Source organism: Photorhabdus antumapuensis (genome assembly GCF_020387775.1).
GTDB classification, from domain to species: Bacteria; Pseudomonadota; Gammaproteobacteria; order Enterobacterales; family Enterobacteriaceae; genus Photorhabdus; species Photorhabdus antumapuensis.
On the sequence record NZ_JAHZMK010000015.1, the window covers coordinates 32,875 to 53,235 of the forward strand.

The following is a 20,361-nucleotide window of genomic DNA, read 5'->3' on the forward strand; positions in this document are numbered from 1 at the left end:
TTGTTGGCTGCTTTCACTCACCCCAGTCACATAGTTTGCTATGCTCCTGGGGATTCGTTCACTTGCCGCCGCGCTGCAACTCGAAATCTATTAGGTATAGAAGGTTATTTAGGGCAACATGCCGGAGTGATATTCCGGCATAAAAATGATATTTTTCTATATTCTGATAAAACTTGATCTCTATTTATACTTCGGCAAGTTTTTTATTCACTGGCGCATCTACTGGTCGGTTTATATAATTTCTGAATATCCTCCTTACCAGATAAATAGGGCCTACACCCAGGATAGAATAAGCCACTTTAATGAGAAACTGGGCAATAATCATTTCTTTTATGATATCTATACCGAGAACACCATAAAAAGCAATTGAGCAGAATATTATGCTATCGAATGCTGAGGCGATGACAGTGCTGGTTATTACTCGTAGGAAAAGATACTTTGAATTGGTGAGAGATTTTATTTTGCAAAGGAGATACGAGTTTATATTCTCAGAGATAAAATAAGCAAGAGATGATGCCAGTAATACAGATACGATGCTATTCACTATTCCATTATAAGTTGCACCAAACTCCCATCCAGGGACACTTGGCATCAGTGCGGTTCCCCAAAGACCTAGGACAAATAATAAGTTCGCTGCAAAAGAGATAATAATCGTTCTTCTTGCCAGACGTAATCCATAGAATTCGTTTAGAATATCGACCAGCAAGAAGGTGATAGGGTAAATGAAAACACCGGGAGGCGTGACAATATTAATGATCGGGATGTGAATGGGCTTCACACCACATATGGTAGAGAAAATATAGATAACACTGAGTGCGATGCTAATGAGTAAATAGGCTTGCCATGAACGCTCATGACGATCCCCAAGTTCATAAGCTGTTACGATATTACTGTGGCTGTATAATTTCCGGTATATAGTACTGAGCTCATGTCTGCTCAGATCTTCTGAAATATCACTATCAACTAGCTCTTTTAACCCCATAGTAATAGTTTTACCTGTCGCGAGCACCATAACATTTGCCGATAATTTACCATACCTTGAAAATCCCAATAACTTAAACTTTTGATTTACTGTCATTTATAGTCTTTCTCCTACGATGTAGCCTAAAAAATAAGCGTTTCTGTAGGGTTTCCTATCGAGACAGTCATCGTTTTTTTCTTGCCGGATAAAGAACCCAATTTCCTTAGAGTAATACAATAATGGCGTATTGGTGACTAATGCGGGGGGACGTTTTATGATGATCACCTCACCGGGTATGAAGGTATCCTCTATTGCCGATTCGACTTTAAGAGCCAGCATGTTTGATTCATCACCAAAGAAATAGGTAAGAGGATACTCGGTAACAAGTTGACCTATTTTTTTCTCAGAAACGGCTAAAAATTCAGATTGTGGAACGATAGGGATAGCCGAAGGATTTTTATTGCCTTCGGTTGAGAGTGTTTCATTGAGGCGCTCTAATTGTTCAAGGTCATAATATTCTATTTCTTCACAGGAAACGCCGAAAAAATCGGAGATCCGAAGAACCGTAGATTGTTGAACGTTATTGACTTGCCCTTCCAGGATTTTATAAATGGTGGTACGGGTCAATCCTGTTCGGTTGGAAAAAGAGCTCTTGGTTTCTCCACGGGTACGTATCAAATATTCTATATTTTTAATGATATTTGTTTTTCGCTGTGCATTAGACGTTTTCATGAGAATCCTTTATATAAAGATAACCGCATTACTATATATTACTTGATGATATTGTCCAGTGTGAAAAAACCACTCATTGTGATAATTTATTGATTTTACTTTTAATATCTTATTTTTATGATTATCTATATTAGCATATCCTATATTAGAAAATGCTCATGGATTTACCTTTATATTCTAAAAACAAAAGTTAAATCATGTAATTAAGTAAAATTCATTATAAAGTTTACACAAAACTGAACTTTATGTTTATTTTTATGTTGACTTTATGGATTTTATTATAATAATGTTAAGTTGTATTGATGTGTTTTTGGGTCATCAGATAGCATCAAACAAAATATTATTCTTATTATAAATCTCTCGGGGAAGAGCTACTTTATCCTTCGAGTTTGAAAGTGGGTTATTTTTTTAGCACTAGGGAATCACCAGGAAAGAGAGGGAAGTAAAATAAACATCAGGACTGAAATTAATAAAACAATAAAATAGTAACACAGTTAACACACCAGGAAATGGCAGTATAAAGATGCTTTGGAACAGCAATCGATTGAAATTGTGAGTGATAGATACAAAGTAAGTTTTTCGATCGAAAATAGCCAGCAGAATATTGGACGTTTTATGAGGGCTGTGCCGATTTGATATTTGTGTATCTATCATTTTTTTTTGAGCGGTCACGATGGGGCTCGTTTTGTAAAATAGAGGATATGCTGATGTGAATTCATTAATTTATCAAGGATATACCTTAATATTCTAGTTAAGAAGCGAGTTTTGCTCATGGCCAATTAAGCCAGTTGTTGTTTTTTGGTAAATGTTTATATCGATATTGTTCATATCGGCATAGTCAAAAATGCTGTTGATGATATTGAATCTGCTATTGCTGAAAGCGTAGGAAACAGAGAATCCTATTTCCGCTTAGGTAAAGCACGACGCTCTCTTGAGTAACAGATTTCGTACAGGAAACTGTTCACCAGTTATCTCTTATTGAATAAAAATCCCAATCTAACCCGTATTGTTTGCTGTTGTTTGATGCAGAAAAGGCAGTTTTTTTCGCTCAGTCTACAGAAAAAATCGAAAATTATCTACCTTTAACGCTGGTAATATTGAACGAATATAATTTATTGATGTTTAATTCCTATGAGAAAATTCTTACTTTTTCAGCAAATTTATTCATTTTTTTGAAATGAATAATTGAGATAAAGGTCAAAAAAATAGTAAAAATTTTTATCGATAGAGGATACCTATTTTGTGGCATGATGTTGCAACCTCGTACAGTTAATAGGGTTTGTAGAGTTATCCACTATTCCTGTGGATAACCTTGTGTATTAGACTTAGAAAAGTTACGCGATGCAAGAAAATACGCGGCTTTCGTCAAGGTTGATGTTATTCTCGTCTTTGTTTTAATTATATTAAAAATCAATAAGATAACTAAAATCAAGCCCTATCTGACCTGTGATGATGTCTCATGTTGTCACCTTTCAGCCGATCATATAAAAAATGGAAAAATCAAGATAATTTTGGGGATAAAATGGTATTTATTTTGATATCAACGAATGTTTAATTGATAGGGAAGTGACCAACTTAAGCCCGTTTTTATAAAACCAGCTTGAAGCTGGTTTTATATCCAGTATTATATACCCTATGGATTTCAGGATGCATCGCGACGGCAAGGGAGCGAATCCCCGGGAGCATAGATAACTATGTGACCGGGGTGAGTGAGTGCAGCCAACAAAGAGGCAACTTGAAAGATAACGGGTATAGATGAATTAATGTTAGGAAAGTGAGATACCGATGAGTAAGGTGTTCAAATTACATTCTGACTTCCAACCGGGGGGTGATCAACCAGAGGCCATCCGTCAATTACAAGAAGGCTTAGAAGACGGGCTTGCCCACCAGACTTTGCTAGGGGTTACGGGGTCGGGTAAGACATTTACTATCGCTAATGTGATAGCCAATTTAAACCGACCGACGATGGTACTTGCTCCGAACAAGACACTGGCAGCTCAACTTTACAGCGAAATGAAGGACTTTTTCCCAGAAAATGCCGTAGAGTACTTTGTTTCCTATTACGATTATTACCAGCCGGAAGCTTATGTGCCGAGTTCCGATACTTTTATCGAAAAAGATGCTTCCGTGAACGAACACATTGAGCAAATGCGCCTGTCCGCCACAAAAGCTTTGCTGGAGCGGCGAGATGTGATTGTTGTTGCGTCTGTATCGGCTATTTATGGTTTGGGTGATCCTGATAGTTACCTGAAAATGATGCTCCACCTGACCAACGGTATGATGATTGATCAACGTTCCATTCTGCGGCGTTTAGCTGAATTGCAATATACCCGTAATGATCAGGCATTTCAGCGGGGGACATTTAGGGTACGCGGTGAAGTGATAGATATCTTTCCGGCTGAATCTGATGAGCATGCCCTGCGCGTTGAGCTATTTGATGATGAAGTAGAACGGCTATCACTGTTTGATCCACTAACAGGACAGATTCAATATCATGTTCCACGATACACCGTTTATCCGAAAACTCACTATGTTACTCCACGTGAGCGTATTATTCAGGCAATGGAAGCGATTAAAATTGAGCTTGAGCAGCGGCGTAAGGTATTGCTGGCAAATGGTAAGCTGCTGGAAGAGCAGCGTATTACGCAGCGTACTCAATTTGATTTGGAAATGATGAATGAATTGGGTTATTGCTCCGGCATTGAAAACTATTCCCGTTACCTCTCTGGCCGAACTGAAGGGGAGCCGCCGCCGACCCTGTTTGATTATCTCCCTGCTGATGGTTTGCTGGTAGTGGATGAATCGCATGTTACCATCCCGCAAATTGGTGGAATGTACAGAGGGGATCGTTCCCGCAAAGAGACGCTGGTGGAATATGGTTTCCGTATGCCTTCTGCGCTGGATAATCGACCACTTCGGTTTGAAGAATTTGAAGCACTGGCTCCACAGACAATTTATATTTCTGCTACGCCAGGCAAATATGAATTGGAAAAATCCAGTAGCGATGTGGTGGAACAAGTGGTGCGTCCTACTGGTTTGCTTGATCCTGAAATAGAAGTTCGCCCGGTAACCACTCAGGTTGATGACTTACTGTCTGAAATCCGCATTCGGGCGGTGAAAAATGAGCGGGTGTTGGTCACCACGTTGACTAAGCGAATGGCGGAGGACTTAACGGAGTATTTGGAAGAACACGGTGAACGGGTTCGCTATTTGCACTCGGATATTGATACTGTCGAACGGGTGGAAATTATTCGGGATCTTCGTTTAGGTGAGTTCGATGTATTAGTGGGTATTAACTTGCTGAGAGAAGGGTTGGACATGCCAGAGGTTTCTCTGGTGGCCATTCTTGATGCTGATAAAGAAGGTTTCCTGCGTTCTGAGCGTTCATTAATTCAAACTATTGGGCGTGCAGCCCGTAACTTGCATGGCAAGGCGATTCTTTATGGCGATAAGATCACTGATTCAATGGCGAAAGCTATTGGTGAAACTGAGCGCCGGCGTGCTAAACAGCAGATATTTAATGAAAAACATGGCATTGTTCCAAAAGGTCTGAATAAGAAGATTGGTGATATTCTGCGAATCGGGCAGCCAACGGGTGGCAAAGGGAGGGGCAGAGGTAAAGCGGTTGTCACAGCGGAAACATTCAGCAACCTGTCTGCCAAAGAGTTGGAAAGCAAAATCTGCGAGCTGGAAGCGAAGATGTACCAGCATGCGCAGGATCTTGAATTCGAGCAGGCGGCGAATGTTCGGGATCAGGTTCAGGCATTGCGTGAGCAATTTATTGCTAATTCTTGATTAACCAAGGTTTTGCAGGGTATTTTCTAACGCCTGATGCAGTAATTCACGGTCATGGCGGTAGGGAATATCCTGTGCTTCCAGTATTTGCTGAGTAATAATCCGGTCGTTAAGTTCGCTGATATCTGTGCACGGGCCAACGATTACCGCGTCAATTATCCGGCTGCCAATTTTGTTTTCCATTATTTCCAGCTTATCTTTCAGTGTCAGTTCAGCGGCTGCGGCACTTAATTCTTTGCCAAGGTTACCGATATAAATCATATTAGCGTTGCTACGGCGTAGTGCTTGGGTTAGATCTTCAAGCAGAAGCAATGGCATCAGACTGGTGAAGAAGCTGCCTGGGCCGATAATAATCAGATCCGCCTGAGTGATAGCCTCCAATGCCTCTTTTGTTGCGGTCGCAGGCGGATAAAGCATCAACTCCTGAGGAATACAATTCAATTGATCAACATTAACTTCGCCATAAATGGTGTTGCCTTGATCATCTATCGCCATCAAGTCAACTGGCTGCTCAGACATTGGAATAAGATGAGCATTAACTTTCAGCAAACTGCGGATTAAATTAATCGCCTCAAGGGGTCTGACACTCAGATGATCTAACGCCTTAAGCATCAGATTTCCCAAATTATGCCCTGCCAGCTCGCCATTGCCACTGAAACGGTATTCGAACATTGCCGACGCGACACTGGGTTCGGTAATAAGCTGATTTAAACAATTGCGGGTATCACCCCAGGCAATACCGCCTTCTGAACGCCGGATCCTGCCGGTTGAGCCGCCATTATCTGTTGTGGTGACAATGCCTGTCAGGCGAGAGCCTAGTGATGTAAGAGAGGACATAACACGCCCAAGGCCATGACCTCCGCCTAAGGCAACTACCCGATCTAAATCGGCTAATGTGCGGTTTCGCATAGAATTCCTATTACTGACTGAGCATATATTCGCTGAATAATTTTAGCGTAATTTATTATAAAACACGATTAACCGAACAAACGTTATGATTGGGTGCAATGTTTTAGCTGATCACCAATAGAAATTGTCTGTTATTTATTCTAAACATTTGGTAATTCATTGTATATTCAATTATATAACGAAAGTAGGTATTCGCATTTTTCTTTGTTAAGCGCTAAAATCCATATAGAGAACGTGTTTTACATTAAATCATATACCTAATAGATTTCGAGTTGCAGCGAGGCGGCAAGTGAATGAATCCCCAGGAGCATNNTGAAAGATGAAGGGTATAGATGTTGGAAGTAACTCCTAGCCTCTGCATCTAAGTCCCTTTTTATACAGCGATATGATGCTTTGGCCGTGACCACTGAGTCACCAAGATGCGAGGCAGAAATGCCCGCATCTCCCATATTTGGAAAGGTGTTATGGTGGAACAACTCATAGATGCTTTTGCCCGCAAATTTTACTATTTGCGGCTATCAATCACCGATGTATGTAATTTTCGGTGCACTTATTGTTTGCCGGATGGTTATAAACCCCGTGGACATCACTCCTTTTTGACATTAGCCGAAATCCGTCTTGTTGGCCGGGCGTTTGCCGATCTGGGTACAGAAAAAATCCGTTTGACGGGGGGTGAACCGACCATGCGCCGCGATTTCACCGATATTATTTCCGTTATACGTGAAAATAAGTTGATTAAAACTCTCGCGGTAACCACCAATGGTTATCGAATGGAACGAGATATTGCTAAGTGGAAAGAGGCGGGTCTAACCTCGGTGAATGTCAGTATGGATTCGCTCGATCCCCGTCAGTTTCATGCGATTACCGGACAGGACAAATTCTTTCAGGTGATACGTGGTATTGATGCGGCATTTGAAGCGGGGTTCAGTAAAGTGAAAATCAACGTGGTGCTGATGAAAAACGTCAATGACATCAGCCTGCCGGCTTTTCTTCACTGGATAAAAGATCGTCCTATCCAATTAAGATTTATTGAATTGATGGAAACTGGTGATGGCGGCGAAATGTTTCGCAAATACCACATTTCTGGCGAAACTATCCGGGAGCGCTTGCTGCACAATGGCTGGCATCAGCTTCAACGCTCACGTAGTGATGGCCCGGCACAAGTTTTTAGCCATCCTGATTATCAGGGGGAAATCGGTCTGATTATGCCTTATGAGAAAGATTTCTGCCGAAGTTGTAATCGCTTGCGTGTTTCCGCAATAGGTCATCTTCACTTATGCCTGTTTGGTGAACAAGGGATACCACTGCGTGATTTGTTATCGAGTGAAGAGCAACTCAATGATTTGAAATTGCGTATTCAGGGCGGATTACGACATAAACGGGAAACCCATTTTCTTCATCAGGGTGACAGCGGTATCACCCCAAATCTTTCTGTCATCGGCGGTTAATTTACTGCTTGGTATTGTTGTTTTTTCAGGAGTAAAGAATGTCTCAATTGACCCACATTAATTCTACTGGTGAAGCGCATATGGTTGATGTTTCTGCTAAAGCTGAAACATCACGCGAGGCACGGGCAGAAGCATTTGTTGGAATGAAGCCGGAAACACTGGCAATGATTATTGAAGGTCGCCATCACAAAGGTGATGTGTTTGCAACCGCGAGGATTGCCGGTATTCAGGCAGCAAAGCGCACATGGGAATTAATCCCGCTTTGTCATCCATTACAGCTAACTAAAGTAGAAATCCAGTTGGAAGCACAGACAGAATATAACCGGGTGAGAATTGAATCCTGTTGCCGTCTGACTGGGAGAACTGGCGTTGAAATGGAGGCACTGACAGCGGCATCAGTCGCGGCTTTGACAATTTACGATATGTGCAAAGCGGTACAGAAAGATATGGTCATTGGGCCAGTTCGTTTGCTGGAGAAGATAGGTGGGAAATTAGGCCATTTTAAGGTGGATAAATGATTAAGGTACTGTTTTTTGCTCAGGTACGTGAGCTGGTAGGTACTGACTCACTGGATATTGATAATCGTTACACAACCGTTGACGGTTTGAGAACGGCGTTAATATCAAAGGGAGAACGTTGGGCCTTGGCGTTGGAAGATGGGAAATTGTTGTCAGCGGTAAACCAATCTCTTGTTCATGGTGGGCACCCATTACAGGATGGTGATGAAGTGGCCTTTTTCCCGCCAGTGACTGGGGGGTAATAAATGGAAAACACCCACATTTTCGTTGGGCCAGAAAATTTCAATGTAGGGGAAGAATATCAATGGCTTGCTCAATGTGATGAAGATGGTGCTATCGTCACTTTCACCGGCAAAGTCCGTAATCATAATCTGGGTGACCGAGTGAGTGTCCTGAGACTGGAACACTATCCCGGAATGACGGAAAAAGCGTTACAAAATATTGTCACCGAAGCACGGGAGCGCTGGCCATTGCAGCGTATCAGTGTTATCCACCGGATTGGTACGCTTTACCCTGGTGATGGAATTGTGTTTGTTGGCGTGACAAGCGTCCATCGTCATATGGCTTTTGCAGCGGCTGAATTTATTATGGATTATTTAAAAACTCAGGCGCCTTTCTGGAAAAAAGAGTTTTTGCCTGATGGTGAACGTTGGGTTGAATCCCGTGAGAGTGATCAGGAAGCCGCAAAACGTTGGTGATGAGAGTGTTTGCTAAATTCTGCGAAACGCTTCGAAAACTGATCAGATAGATGAACTGCTATACAAGTAATTATTGAATGGTTAATTGTTTTGATTATATTCTGTGATAATGTATAAAACTTGAGTGGGTTGTTGATATTAAACAGCCTGAATTTCTAAACACTGTCATAGAAGGTAAGCGCCATGGATCGTTATCCACGCTCAAATGGTTCTATAATCCAGCAAGCTGGAACCGGCTTGCAAACTTATATGGCCCAAGTTTATGGTTGGATGACTTGTGGCCTGTTGTTAACGGCGTTTGTGGCTTGGTATGTGTCACAAAATCAGAATGTTGTTGAATATATTTTCTCAAACTCGGTGGTTTTCTATGGATTAGTTATTGCTCAATTGGGATTGGTTTTCGTCCTCTCTGGCATGATTAACCGCATGGGAGCTTCGTTAGCTACTGGGTTGTTTATGCTCTACTCAGCGCTGACTGGGCTAACGCTTTCCGGTATTTTTAAAATATATACTGGTGGTTCCATTGCCACTACTTTTGTCGTGACGGCGGGGATGTTTGGTGCGTTGAGTTTTTACGGCTATACCACCAAACGTAGCCTGAGTGGCCTTGGTAGCTTCTTGTTTATGGGGCTGATCGGCATCATTTTGGCTTCTCTGGTTAACTTCTGGTTAAAGAGTGAAGCGTTGATGTGGGCGGTAACCTACATTGGTGTAGTTATCTTTGCGGGTTTAACCGCTTATGACACTCAGAAGCTGAAAGAGATGGGTGAAGATCTGGATGTGAATGACAAAGAGAATTTGCGTAAATTCTCTATTGTTGGCGCACTGACCCTGTATCTGGACTTCATTAATATGTTCTTGATGCTGCTGCGTATTTTTGGCGATCGCCGTTAATTGATATTTTCAGTGTAGTTAAATAACTTTAGCTACACTGACGCTTATTTTTATATGACGAAACTTATACCTGTATCCATTGGTCAGAATAAAAATACCACAACAGTATCTTTATTGATTGAGCCAATTACTCATATTAAGAAGACTATTCGTGGGAAAGTGAGTTACCATTATTATTGGAATAATAGAACCAAGGAAGTAATTTTCGGCTCAGGAACATTGAAAACAAAAGAATTTATATTTTCAGTTGCTCATATATTAAGATATAAAGAGTCTACAGAACAAATACGGAATAGAGATATACAGTTAGGTGATTCTGTTGGTGTGTTGTTTAATAAAAAATCTTAGTTGCTATTATTTGGTTCAGTAGTTGGTGTAGATTTGGGTGTTAATAATGAAAAGTATTTTCATATCTTGCCTCATCATAATGATTTTCCCTTTGGGAAAGGAAAATCTATTAAAATAAAGAATGAAAAAGATAAGATTTATATTTTAAGTGATGGAGTTAATGAAAGATATGAATATTTGGCCACTAAAAATAAGATATATGCCAAATATCAGTATCAACTTGATTGGGCTGAAATAATTCTATCCAGAGTAAAAGTGGGAAAGTTTATTCGAGAGTATATAGTAAATAGAGCGTTACTTATTGGTGAATTGGCGTTTGTAGATTGTCATAAGATGTTATTTGGAAATATATACAGTTGGGCTGGTCAATATAGAAAAGATGTTATTGTAGTCGGTGATAGAGAGAGGCCAACTATGGAACATTATTATGTATCGCAGTCAATGAAAGCTTGTTTACGAACATGTAATCGTAATGAGATGAATAAAATATCAACAAAATATGAACTCGTAGCTAAGTTGGTTATTATTCATAGAGAATTAGCGTGGATACATCCATTCCAAGATGGGAATGGTAGAACTATTAGATTGTATTTACAAATATTATGTTTATCTAAGGGATTTGATTTTAACTCAGAAATACTGGATGGCTCTGTAAAAAACAAACGTGTTTATCATTATGCAGTAAGAAGAGCTATTGATGGAAAGAGTAGAAATCTAACCGCCTTATTTAATAAGGCGGTTAGTGAGATTAGTTGATTTTTGTCAGGAATTGAGCTGCTTTGCTCATTTTCTTCCATGATTCATCACTGACTTTATTACCTTCGAGAGAAAAAGATGCGCGCAAAGAACGACAAATCCGTTCTTCTAGATTAGCATCAGAGATATATTTGGTTGTATTTTCCTTATCCCTAATTTGTATGGCAATTTGTGAGTGTGAGTTTTTCATAATCTTACCCTAATCAAGAGTCGTATTGTTGATATTATACACATTTTTTCTTCTTGGATATAACGACTTTTCATATAAGTTTGTACATGTGTAATCACATCAGGCAATTTTCCGCCGAAACAACCAATAAGCAAGATTACCGGTTGTGGTAGTAATGGCTAAAAGAGGCCATAGACTTCTCCAGATAACCGTGAAATCGGCATTTTTGAGATAAATTTGCTTGGTGATGTCATTAAAGTGCCAGATAGGATTAATCCAGGTGATATCTTGTAGCCATCCGGGCATATTTTCAACCGGAGAAATATAACCGGAGATTAAGATGGCGGGCATGATAAAGACAAATACACCAATAAACGCCTGTTGCTGAGTGTAGCAAAGAGAGGAGATTAACAGGCCAAATCCCACCAGCGATAAACTGTATATCAGCATAGCGCAGTAAAACAGCGCTAGTGAACCAGAAAAGGGGATTTGATAGCAGAAGATACCAATAGCGAGCACCAAAGTTGCCTGAAAGGTCGCGACAATCACCGCAGGAACTGCTTTGCCAATGAAAATCTGCCAGGTGGTCATGGGTGAAACTAGTAATTGGTCCAGCGTTCCCTGTTCCCTTTCGCGCGCAATTGATAGCGCCGTGACCGTCAATATCCCGACGGTGGTAATCAGTGCCACCAAAGAGGGCACGACAAACCATTTATAATCCAAGTTAGGGTTATACCAGTTGCGGATGACCAACTCGCTATTATTGGCTTTGGGCAGATTACCCATGAGTTCTTGCTGATAGTTCAGAACAATTTCTTGGATATAGCCCGCGGCAATTTGAGCGCTGTTAGAGTTGCGTCCATCCAGCAATACCTGGAGGGAAACCGGGTCATGACTGGCAATTTTAGCACTGAAATCTTGTGGGAAGCGTACCAATAATAAGGCTTTTTGGTGATCGATTATCGGTTGTATTTCTTGTGAATGGTTCAGCAATATCACATCAGGAAAGGCTTTTGATTTTGCTAGCCGTTGGGTGAGCTCAATAGAGGCTTTGCCTTTGTCTTCATCAAAAATAGCAATAGTTGCATTAGTGACATCAAGGGTTGCTGATAAAGGAAATAAGATCATCTGGAAGATAACCGGCATAACTAAGATAGCCCGGGTTTGCGGATCTCTGAGTAGAGATTGCAATTCTTTAATAATCAGGGTGTAAAGACGATAAAACATGCTAATTCCTTCTTAATCCAGACGCCGCGGGGTTTTCCATGCTGTCAGGCCAATAAACACAATAGCGGAGGCGATCAGTAATAATAGATTTATCATCAGTACCGTACTGATATTTCCCGCCAGAAAGAGCGTATGCAAACTACTGACAAAATAACGAGCCGGGATGAAATAGGTCACTACCTGAATAAAGGCAGGCATGCTATTTATTTCAAAGATGAAACCGGAAAGCATAATCGCAGGTAAAAAAGCGACATTCAGCGCTATCATGGCGGCATTAAATTGGTTGCGTGTCACCGTAGAGATCAAAAGCCCAATACCAAGGGCCGTAGCCAGATAGAGGCTAGTGATCGCAGACAATATCCACAAAGAACCTCGGTATGGTACATCTAGCACGAATACCGATACCAGCATACAGAGCAGCATAGCGAATGATCCAAGCACTTGATAAGGCAAGAGTTTAGAAAGCAGTAATTCGGTGCGGGTAATTTGAGTAGACAGCAGAGCTTCCATCGTACCGCGTTCCCATTCACGAGCAACCACCAATGACGTTAGGATGGCGCCAACCACGGTGATGATAATGGTTATTGCGCCGGGAATGATGAAATGCTGGCTAATTGTTGCTGGATTGAACCAATAACGAACCTGCATATCAATTAACGGATTAACAGGGTTGCCCTGATCTTGCCCTCTTTGTTGCAGCCAAACCTGCCATACTCCTTTGGCATAATTTTGTACAAAGCTGGCGGTATTGGGTTCACTGCCATCAGTAATGACCTGAATTTGTGCTTTACCGTCAGGGCGGGCAAGCTGCGCATCGAAATTGACAGGAATGACAATTAGTCCACGTATTTCTCCTGATTGCATCATATTAATTAATTGCTGACGATTATCGCTGATTTTGGGTTCAATATAGGGCGAACCAGCAAAAGCCTGTATCAATTCACGAGCATCTTCACTTTGTTGTTCTACCAGAATCCCAAGACGGATGGTACTGGAGTCGAGATTAATACCGTAACCAAAGATAAACAGCAGAATCAATGGAATGACAATAGAAATTAATCCGCTGGTGGGATCACGCAAGATCTGTTTCGTCTCTTTTACACAAAGTGCTTTCAATCGCCACCAAGAGAAGCGGACAGCTTGCTGTGGAGCATGTTGCTTTGGGCTACTCATTATTGTAGCTCCTCATCATAATTAACGACCAGATTAATAAATGCCTGTTCCATTGATGGGTCAGGATTTTCAGCAGTAGCAACCAATTGTTTCAAGTCATCTGGCGTTCCGGCGGCAATCAATTTACCACGGAATACCAGCCCTATTCGGTCACAATATTCTGCTTCATCCATAAAGTGGGTGGTCACCATAACGGTAACGCCTTTATCTACCATGCCATTGATATGTAGCCAGAATTCGCGTCGTATCTGCGGATCGACCCCCGAAGTTGGCTCGTCCAGGAACAGAATATCGGGCTCATGCATCAGTGCACAGGAAAGGGCAAGGCGCTGTTTATATCCCAGAGGCAATTGGTCGGTGGTTTGATGTAAAACAGATTTGAGATTGAAAGCGTCGATCATGCCATCAATTTTTTCTTTTTGCTTGCGCCCTTGCAGGCCGTAAATGCCGGAAAAGAATTTCAGGTTCTGTTCAACTGTCAGGTTGCCATACAGAGAAAATTTTTGCGCCATATAACCCAAATGTTGGCGGGCTTTCCCGGAGCTGGTTTTCAGATCCATTCCCAATACCAGCGCCTTACCGCCAGTCGGCACCATGAGCCCGCACATCATTTTAAACGTGGTGGATTTACCGGCACCGTTCGGGCCAAGCAGACCAAAGATTTCTCCACGTTTCACCTGAAAATCAACATGGTCAGTGGCAGCAAAATCGCCAAATTTTTTGGTTAAATCCTGTGCTTCAATGACTGTTTCCGTCGGGTTAGCAGCAATCCGTGGCATGATCTCTGCTAGTTCCGAATGGCGGGTGGAACCACCACCGAGTAAATCGATAAAAGCATCTTCAAAGCGGGGAGCGGCTTTAACGATTTCAGCATCAGGTAGCTCAAGCTGGCTAAGTAATGCTTGCGGAGAGGCATCAGGCTTGAGAATAAGACGAACATATTTCCCCTGAATCACGCCATCTGTTACTTGTGGCAAGGTAAGAGCGTGTTGCAGCATTTTTCTACGGGAATCCTGTTTGGCACTAAGCAGAAAAGAACGCCCGGACATCTTTTGGGTCAGTTTTTGTGGTTGTCCGCTGTAGAGCAGTTTTCCTTGATTAAGTAACAGGACATCACGACATTGCTCGGCTTCATCCAGATAAGAAGTACTCCAGAGGATTAGCATCCCATCATCTGCCAGTTCGTGAACCATCCGCCAGAGTTCGCGGCGGGCTATCGGGTCAACTCCAACGCCGGGTTCGTCCAGCAGCAGAACTTTGGGTTTGCCAAGCAGAGTACAGGCAAGCCCCAGTTTTTGCTTCATGCCGCCTGAAAGTTTGCCCGCCAGTCGCCCGGTAAAACGGGTCAGATCGGTAAACGTAAGTAGTTGCTCATAGGTTTTTTTACGCTCGTCACCCAGTACGCCACGCAGATCTGCATACAGATTCAGGTTTTCTAATACGGTTAAATCTTCATATAGGCCAAATTTCTGTGGCATATAGCCCAGTTCAAAACGCACTTGTACGCCGTCTTTTATCGGATCAAGCCCCATGATTTCAATAGAACCGCTATTGGGTTTCAGTAAACCCGCTAACATGCGTATCAGCGTAGTTTTTCCTGCCCCATCCGGCCCTACAAGGCCAGTAACGGAGCCACCGTAGATCTCTGCGGTCAGGCTGGATACCGCGGGATTATTCAGGCCAGGAAAAATTTTTTCGACTTTTTCTAACCTTATCGTATATGCAGAGCTGCTCATGACAGCCTCTTATTTATCTGAATCGGAAAAATGCAGTGTAACTGGCATACCTTGACGCAGGGCATCATCCGGGTCGGTGACAATGATGCGCAACCGATAGACGAGATCAGTACGTAGATCGGGGGTCTCTACATTCTTTGGTGTAAATTCGGCTGTGGGTGAAACAAAACCAATTTTGCCGTGATAAGGTTTATCTTTGCGGCTGTCGGTATAGAGTAAAATTTCACGTCCGGGCGTTGCCTGTCCGAGATGGCTTTCACTGATATAGGCTCTTACCCAAACCGGGTCAGTTAGAGAAAGTGTAAACACCGTATTGCCGGCTGACAGCATAGTGCCTGGTTCAATAGCACGGGTCAGGATAGTACCGGATGAGGGGGACGTCAGTTGAGTATCTTGTAAATCCAATTCAGCTTGAGTGACAACCGCTTCGGCTTGAGCAAGCTGGCCTCTGGCTTCTGCAATTTCTTCTTTACGATAACCGGTTTCGAACTGGTTCAGTTTATCTTTGGCCGCTTGTAAAGCCGCTAATGCTTGATTGTGATTCGTTTTAGCATCATCTAATTCGTTGGCCGAAATAACTTTACTTTGCCACAAACCTTGTTGGCGTTTGAGGAAACTATCAGCGAAATGCCAGGCAGCCTCGCGTTGTGCAACTTCCGAACGGACTTGGGCAATTTCTTCTGTGCGATAACCCTCTTCCATCATGGCTAAACGTGCTTTAGTGCTATCACGAGTGGCTTTCGCTTTATTGAGAGCGTTAATAAATGGTCCATTGTCCAGCTGGCCGATCACTTGATTGGCCGCAATGGTATCGCCTTCATCAACTTGTAGACTAGCGAGTTTACCCCCAACCCGGAAACTAAGATTAACAGTACGTATATCTACATTGCCATAGAGGGTCAGAATTTTATCATTTTTACCTTGATAATAGTAACTTCCTAAAATAGCACTAAGAATAATCGCGGTCACCAATATTGCCAGAGTGAGTTTTTTGTTGTACATGATATTCCCTGTTATTTTATTTATTCGGATTATGTTTTTTCAGTCCATTCAGTAATAAATCGATATGCTGGATCAGGATCTGATCAATCAATTTATATTCTTCGGGCCCGATATTATTCCAGCCTGTCTGACGTAATAAAGTTTCCCTCGCCATGCGGAAAGTGAGAACTTCTCCCATGAGAGCATGAGTGTGTAGCATGGTAGAAAGCTGATGTTCATCGGCGCCGATATAGCTGGCAATCAGTTTATTTAATCTGCTGTGAAGAGGCACGAGCGCTTGCTCATGGATTAGGGTATAAGCATCGGTTGGTGCAAGTTGTTCTCTGGCCATTATCCGGCTGATATTAATACTCTCTTTTTCAATCATCAGGCGGTTAATTCCAAGGAATCCTTCATGAATCATCCTCAATATATTTTCTGGTGAGTACGGTGCTGATGATGAAAAAAAATCATCAATTTTTTTAAAAAGATGAGTGAACTCAGTCTTAATTGTGTCAGTAATATACTGGGCAACTGCCTGATAAAGCCCCTCTTTAGAGCCAAAATAATAAGCTATGGCTGCAATGTTTTGTTGAGCATGTAATGTAATTTCCCTAGTCGTTGCACCGGTCAGTCCTGATTTACCGAAAATTTCAAGGGCTGCTTCGAGTAGCTGTTGTTTGGCTTGTTCGCCTCTGGCGGTTTGGGTGTTGTTGACTGACATGGACATGAATCCTGTTGCAAATAATCAAAAGACTTAAACAAAATATCAATCATTGGTTAACTCTATACTTATAGTAAATCAATGTAAATTGCATAAAAATGTCATGGATCATGAAAATTACCGGGTAAATAGTTGTTGTTTTAGTTGCATCATCAGAAAGTATATCTGGTATAATAGCCGAGATATGGCGCATTGCAGTTTGTGTTTTTTCCTTTGTGGTATTGACCACGTCTGATTTTCTTCCCATAAAACTGCCCCTGAATAGCGTTCAGGAATGGTGAAGTCTGGAGCATTTCTTATTTATGAATTTTAAATCACTTGGCTTAAGTGCTGATATTTTGCGTGCCGTTGAAGAACAGGGTTATTCAGAGCCGACGCCAATCCAACAACAGGCAATTCCTGTTGTATTAGCGGGTAAAGATTTATTAGCGAGTGCTCAAACAGGTACGGGTAAAACCGCAGGTTTTACCTTACCCATGCTGCAACGGTTAAATGATTCCCCTATTCAGATGAAAGGGCGCCGGCCAGTCAGAGCATTAATCCTGACCCCAACCCGTGAATTAGCTGCTCAAGTGGGTGAAAATGTACGCGACTACAGCAAATACCTCAGACTGCGCTCTCTGGTTGTTTTTGGCGGTGTCAGTATTAACCCTCAGATGATGAAATTGCGTGGTGGTGTGGATATTTTAGTCGCAACACCAGGGCGGTTATTGGATCTTGAACATCAAAATGCGGTTGATTTATCACGGGTAGAAATTCTGGTATTGGATGAAGCTGACCGAATGCTGGATATGGGGTTTATTCATGATATTCGCCGGGTGCTGAATAAATTACCACCGAAACGGCAAAATTTACTGTTTTCTGCAACTTTCTCTGACGATATCAAAAATTTAGCTAATAAGTTATTGCGAGATCCCGTCAGTGTTGAAGTTGCACGTCGTAACTCTGCTTCTGAGCAGATTGAACAGCTTGTTCACTTTGTCGATAAAAAGCGTAAAGGTGAGCTGCTCTCTTTCTTGATCGGCAGCCGTAACTGGCAGCAAGTTCTGGTATTTACCCGAACCAAGCATGGTGCGAACCGCTTGGCAGAACAGTTAAATAAAGATGGTATAACGGCTTCGGCTATTCATGGTAATAAAAGTCAGGGAGCAAGAACCCGTGCACTGGCTGATTTTAAAGATGGCCGGATCAGAGTGTTGGTAGCGACAGATATTGCTGCCCGCGGTCTGGACATTGATCAACTGCCTTATGTGGTGAATTTTGAATTGCCTAATGTCGCTGAAGATTATGTCCACCGTATTGGTCGTACTGGTCGAGCAGATGCAACAGGGCAGGCACTTTCTCTGGTCTGTGTTGATGAGCACAAACTGTTGAAAGATATTGAACGTTTGTTAAAACGGGAGATTCCCCGTATGGCAATTCCCGGCTATGAGCCAGATCCAACCATCAAGGCTGAACCTATCCAAAATGGTCGTCAGGCACGTGGCGATAATCGGCAGAAAAATAGCCATCGCCGTTCTGGGGCGCCTTCGCGTCAGCGTAGCGGCAATCATGATGTATCCCATAAATCGTCTAACGTCTGGGGTTAATTAATGCGGGTTTTACTGGCTCCGATGGAAGGTGTGCTGGACTCTTTGGTTAGGGAACTTCTGAGTGAAATCAATGAGTACGATTTGTGCATTACGGAATTTTTACGGGTTGTCGATAGCCTATTGCCGGTAAAATCTTTTTATAAGCTTTGTCCTGAATTACGTAACCAAAGCCGGACACCATCCGGCACATTGGTAAGGGTTCAGCTCTTGGGTCAATATCCGTGGTGGCTGGCAGAAAACGCGGCACGAGCGATTGAACTAGGATCTTATGGCGTTGATTTGAATTGCGGTTGTCCATCAAAAACAGTCAATGGTAGCGGTGGCGGAGCAACGTTGCTGAAAGATCCTGAACTGATTTATCAGGGAGCGAAAGCGATACGTGAAGCCGTACCTGCTCATTTGCCTGTGACGGTTAAGGTTCGCTTAGGTTGGGATAGTGGTGATCGGCAATGTGAAATTGCCGATGCGGTACAACAGGCGGGCGCGACGGAAATTACGGTTCATGGGCGGACCAGAGAGGATGGTTACAAAGCGGAGCGTATTAACTGGCAAGCGATTGGTGAAATCCGTCAACGTCTTTCTATTCCGGTTATCGCCAACGGTGAAATTTGGGATTGGCAAAGTGCGCAGGATTGCCTGAGTGTGACAGGTTGTGATGCGGTCATGATTGGGCGGGGGGCGCTTCATGTTCCTAATTTGAGCCGAGTGGTGAAATATAACGAACCAAAAATGTGTTGGCAGGACGTTGTTCAACTATTGCAAAAATATATCCGGTTGGAAAAACAGGGTGATACCGGGCAATATCATGTTGCTCGTATTAAACAGTGGCTTGGTTATTTACGCAAAGAATATGAAGAGGCGACAACGCTGTTTGAAGAGATAAGAACGTTAAAAACGTCTGCTGATATAGCACATGTTGTGACGGGTGATTAAGAGCAACTTAGAACTTTCCATTGGGGCTATTATTTTATTTTGCTCTTTCTCTGCGATAAAAAGTGAACTTGGGCAGCGTTCAGAAAAGCATGCCCATAAACATGTAAGGCGGTTACTCTTTTTGAGGATTATTTTTATTCCACTCGTCGTGAGTTATTTCCCATATCTCCGAGAGCATTCTTCCGCTAACATATACTCGTTATCTTTCAAGCTGCCTCTTTGTTGGCTGCACTCACTCACCCCAGTCACATAGTTATCTATGCTCCCGGGGATTCGCTCCCTTGCCGTCGCGATGCAACTTGAAATCCATAGGGTATAGTCTTTATTCTCTAGTCTTATTAATCGCATACCACTTTTAATTGATATCTTCCTTGAAGCAATATTGTCACTGGATTTAGGTGCTCTGAGTACTTTGCGATTTAGGGTATTAAACCAAAAATCAGTGACTACTTGGACTGCTTCGGTCATAAATCCGTTCCGATGCCACTGTGGATCTAGCCAGAAACCTCTATTATTATTTTCTTGATCATATAGTGATATCATTCCTATTATTGTTGATGGATCATCCTTCTTTCTTATAGTCCAATACCATGCATTTTCTTCTGCCATTGATGGTATCGCGATCTTATTTATATATTCCAGGGCACCATCATCTGGGTAGGGCCACGGGGTGCTTGCTGTAATATTAATCTTCTGGTTTCTAGCTTTTTTGGTTCCATTTTGGTTTCCTTCTGTAATGTTTTGTTTTATGAAAAGTCAGATGATAA

The 20,361-nt window shown here is 42.3% G+C and carries 20 protein-coding genes and 1 riboswitch; of the genes, 10 read left to right on the forward strand and 10 right to left on the reverse strand.

The window, feature by feature from the left end; genetic code table 11:
- Nucleotides 1-184: 184 nt before the first annotated feature.
- Both KZ793_RS06160 and KZ793_RS06165 read right to left on the reverse strand, forming a co-directional pair.
- Nucleotides 185-1,078 carry a queuosine precursor transporter gene (locus tag KZ793_RS06160; RefSeq protein ID WP_225814413.1) on the reverse strand — a complete coding sequence of 298 codons (894 nt, stop codon included), beginning with the start codon at nucleotides 1,076-1,078 and terminating at the stop codon, nucleotides 185-187.
- Nucleotides 1,079-1,693, reverse strand: a complete 615-nt coding sequence (locus tag KZ793_RS06165; protein ID WP_225814419.1) for a helix-turn-helix domain-containing protein — start codon at nucleotides 1,691-1,693, stop codon at nucleotides 1,079-1,081.
- Nucleotides 1,694-3,478: 1,785 nt separating this feature from the next.
- Between KZ793_RS06165 and uvrB the strand changes: the two genes are divergently transcribed.
- Nucleotides 3,479-5,488, forward strand: coding sequence for an excinuclease ABC subunit UvrB (gene uvrB / locus KZ793_RS06170; RefSeq protein ID WP_225814421.1), 2,010 nt, complete (start codon nucleotides 3,479-3,481; stop codon nucleotides 5,486-5,488).
- Here uvrB and yvcK read toward each other — a convergent pair whose 3' ends face one another.
- Complete coding sequence (gene yvcK / locus KZ793_RS06175; RefSeq protein ID WP_225814432.1) at nucleotides 5,489-6,397, reverse strand: uridine diphosphate-N-acetylglucosamine-binding protein YvcK; 909 nt, start codon at nucleotides 6,395-6,397, stop codon at nucleotides 5,489-5,491.
- 333 nt (nucleotides 6,398-6,730) lie between these two features.
- Nucleotides 6,731-6,875, forward strand: a riboswitch (molybdenum cofactor riboswitch).
- On the opposite strand from yvcK, the gene moaA reads away from it, so the two are divergent.
- From moaA to KZ793_RS06210, 7 genes are all read left to right on the forward strand, one after another.
- Nucleotides 6,862-7,845, forward strand: coding sequence for a GTP 3',8-cyclase MoaA (gene moaA, locus KZ793_RS06180; protein ID WP_225814434.1), 984 nt, complete (start codon nucleotides 6,862-6,864; stop codon nucleotides 7,843-7,845). (Overlaps the previous riboswitch by 14 nt.)
- A gap of 38 nt (nucleotides 7,846-7,883) precedes the next feature.
- Complete coding sequence (moaC, locus tag KZ793_RS06185; RefSeq protein WP_118985364.1) at nucleotides 7,884-8,363, forward strand: cyclic pyranopterin monophosphate synthase MoaC; 480 nt, start codon at nucleotides 7,884-7,886, stop codon at nucleotides 8,361-8,363.
- Entirely contained in the window at nucleotides 8,360-8,605 is a 246-nt protein-coding gene (gene moaD, locus KZ793_RS06190) for a molybdopterin synthase sulfur carrier subunit (protein ID WP_225814436.1), read from the forward strand. Before moaC ends, moaD begins: the two co-directional genes overlap by 4 nt.
- Before the next feature lie 3 nt (nucleotides 8,606-8,608).
- Nucleotides 8,609-9,061, forward strand: a complete 453-nt coding sequence (moaE, locus tag KZ793_RS06195) for a molybdopterin synthase catalytic subunit MoaE (RefSeq protein ID WP_225814438.1) — start codon at nucleotides 8,609-8,611, stop codon at nucleotides 9,059-9,061.
- A gap of 183 nt (nucleotides 9,062-9,244) precedes the next feature.
- Complete coding sequence (locus tag KZ793_RS06200; RefSeq protein ID WP_225814449.1) at nucleotides 9,245-9,955, forward strand: Bax inhibitor-1/YccA family protein; 711 nt, start codon at nucleotides 9,245-9,247, stop codon at nucleotides 9,953-9,955.
- A gap of 54 nt (nucleotides 9,956-10,009) precedes the next feature.
- Nucleotides 10,010-10,303, forward strand: coding sequence for a hypothetical protein (locus KZ793_RS06205; protein WP_225814451.1), 294 nt, complete (start codon nucleotides 10,010-10,012; stop codon nucleotides 10,301-10,303).
- Nucleotides 10,304-10,336: 33 nt separating this feature from the next.
- The gene (locus tag KZ793_RS06210; RefSeq protein ID WP_225814454.1) at nucleotides 10,337-11,059 is read left to right on the forward strand and encodes a Fic family protein; all 723 of its coding nucleotides are present in this window, start codon (nucleotides 10,337-10,339) and stop codon (nucleotides 11,057-11,059) included.
- Here KZ793_RS06210 and KZ793_RS06215 read toward each other — a convergent pair.
- From KZ793_RS06215 to cecR, 6 genes are all read right to left on the reverse strand, one after another.
- Nucleotides 11,052-11,249 (reverse strand): hypothetical protein, encoded by a 198-nt coding sequence (locus tag KZ793_RS06215; protein WP_088372395.1) that lies wholly within the window; start codon nucleotides 11,247-11,249, stop codon nucleotides 11,052-11,054. The two genes, KZ793_RS06210 and KZ793_RS06215, sit on opposite strands and share 8 nt — an antisense overlap.
- Before the next feature lie 99 nt (nucleotides 11,250-11,348).
- Nucleotides 11,349-12,455, reverse strand: coding sequence for an ABC transporter permease (locus KZ793_RS06220; protein ID WP_225814456.1), 1,107 nt, complete (start codon nucleotides 12,453-12,455; stop codon nucleotides 11,349-11,351).
- 12 nt (nucleotides 12,456-12,467) lie between these two features.
- The gene (locus KZ793_RS06225) at nucleotides 12,468-13,628 is read right to left on the reverse strand and encodes an ABC transporter permease (protein ID WP_225814458.1); all 1,161 of its coding nucleotides are present in this window, start codon (nucleotides 13,626-13,628) and stop codon (nucleotides 12,468-12,470) included.
- Entirely contained in the window at nucleotides 13,628-15,364 is a 1,737-nt protein-coding gene (locus tag KZ793_RS06230) for an ATP-binding cassette domain-containing protein (protein ID WP_225814459.1), read from the reverse strand. The genes KZ793_RS06225 and KZ793_RS06230 overlap by 1 nt, the downstream gene beginning before the upstream one ends.
- A 9-nt stretch (nucleotides 15,365-15,373) precedes the next feature.
- Nucleotides 15,374-16,366, reverse strand: a complete 993-nt coding sequence (gene hlyD / locus KZ793_RS06235) for a secretion protein HlyD (RefSeq protein WP_225814461.1) — start codon at nucleotides 16,364-16,366, stop codon at nucleotides 15,374-15,376.
- A 16-nt stretch (nucleotides 16,367-16,382) separates the two neighbouring features.
- Nucleotides 16,383-17,069: a transcriptional regulator CecR gene (gene cecR, locus KZ793_RS06240; protein ID WP_225814464.1), complete on the reverse strand. Its 687-nt coding sequence runs from the start codon at nucleotides 17,067-17,069 to the stop codon at nucleotides 16,383-16,385.
- A gap of 302 nt (nucleotides 17,070-17,371) precedes the next feature.
- Here cecR and rhlE point away from each other — a divergent pair, with 302 nt between their 5' ends.
- On the forward strand, nucleotides 17,372-18,658 hold the full coding sequence (gene rhlE / locus KZ793_RS06245) for an ATP-dependent RNA helicase RhlE (RefSeq protein WP_225814466.1): 1,287 nt from the start codon (nucleotides 17,372-17,374) through the stop codon (nucleotides 18,656-18,658).
- 3 nt (nucleotides 18,659-18,661) lie between these two features.
- Nucleotides 18,662-19,594, forward strand: coding sequence for a tRNA dihydrouridine(16) synthase DusC (dusC, locus tag KZ793_RS06250; RefSeq protein WP_225814468.1), 933 nt, complete (start codon nucleotides 18,662-18,664; stop codon nucleotides 19,592-19,594).
- A 153-nt stretch (nucleotides 19,595-19,747) separates the two neighbouring features.
- On the opposite strand, the gene KZ793_RS06255 is transcribed toward dusC, so the two are convergent.
- Nucleotides 19,748-20,344 (reverse strand): GNAT family N-acetyltransferase, encoded by a 597-nt coding sequence (locus KZ793_RS06255; protein ID WP_317987446.1) that lies wholly within the window; start codon nucleotides 20,342-20,344, stop codon nucleotides 19,748-19,750.
- Nucleotides 20,345-20,361: the final 17 nt, after the last annotated feature.

Bases quoted from the DNA above. Each gene is read 5' to 3' on its own strand.
- hlyD (WP_225814461.1), bottom strand. From the start codon at position 16,366: ATGTACAACAAAAAACTCACTCTGGCAATATTGGTGACCGCGATTATT.
- uvrB (WP_225814421.1), top strand. From the start codon at position 3,479: ATGAGTAAGGTGTTCAAATTACATTCTGACTTCCAACCGGGGGGTGAT.
- KZ793_RS06230 (WP_225814459.1), bottom strand. From the start codon at position 15,364: ATGAGCAGCTCTGCATATACGATAAGGTTAGAAAAAGTCGAAAAAATT.
- KZ793_RS06200 (WP_225814449.1), top strand. From the start codon at position 9,245: ATGGATCGTTATCCACGCTCAAATGGTTCTATAATCCAGCAAGCTGGA.
- KZ793_RS06160 (WP_225814413.1), bottom strand. From the start codon at position 1,078: ATGACAGTAAATCAAAAGTTTAAGTTATTGGGATTTTCAAGGTATGGT.
- yvcK (WP_225814432.1), bottom strand. From the start codon at position 6,397: ATGCGAAACCGCACATTAGCCGATTTAGATCGGGTAGTTGCCTTAGGC.
- KZ793_RS06225 (WP_225814458.1), bottom strand. From the start codon at position 13,628: ATGAGTAGCCCAAAGCAACATGCTCCACAGCAAGCTGTCCGCTTCTCT.
- rhlE (WP_225814466.1), top strand. From the start codon at position 17,372: ATGAATTTTAAATCACTTGGCTTAAGTGCTGATATTTTGCGTGCCGTT.
- moaA (WP_225814434.1), top strand. From the start codon at position 6,862: ATGGTGGAACAACTCATAGATGCTTTTGCCCGCAAATTTTACTATTTG.
- moaC (WP_118985364.1), top strand. From the start codon at position 7,884: ATGTCTCAATTGACCCACATTAATTCTACTGGTGAAGCGCATATGGTT.
- KZ793_RS06220 (WP_225814456.1), bottom strand. From the start codon at position 12,455: ATGTTTTATCGTCTTTACACCCTGATTATTAAAGAATTGCAATCTCTA.
- moaD (WP_225814436.1), top strand. From the start codon at position 8,360: ATGATTAAGGTACTGTTTTTTGCTCAGGTACGTGAGCTGGTAGGTACT.
- dusC (WP_225814468.1), top strand. From the start codon at position 18,662: ATGCGGGTTTTACTGGCTCCGATGGAAGGTGTGCTGGACTCTTTGGTT.
- KZ793_RS06165 (WP_225814419.1), bottom strand. From the start codon at position 1,693: ATGAAAACGTCTAATGCACAGCGAAAAACAAATATCATTAAAAATATA.
- KZ793_RS06215 (WP_088372395.1), bottom strand. From the start codon at position 11,249: ATGAAAAACTCACACTCACAAATTGCCATACAAATTAGGGATAAGGAA.
- KZ793_RS06205 (WP_225814451.1), top strand. From the start codon at position 10,010: ATGACGAAACTTATACCTGTATCCATTGGTCAGAATAAAAATACCACA.
- cecR (WP_225814464.1), bottom strand. From the start codon at position 17,069: ATGTCAGTCAACAACACCCAAACCGCCAGAGGCGAACAAGCCAAACAA.
- moaE (WP_225814438.1), top strand. From the start codon at position 8,609: ATGGAAAACACCCACATTTTCGTTGGGCCAGAAAATTTCAATGTAGGG.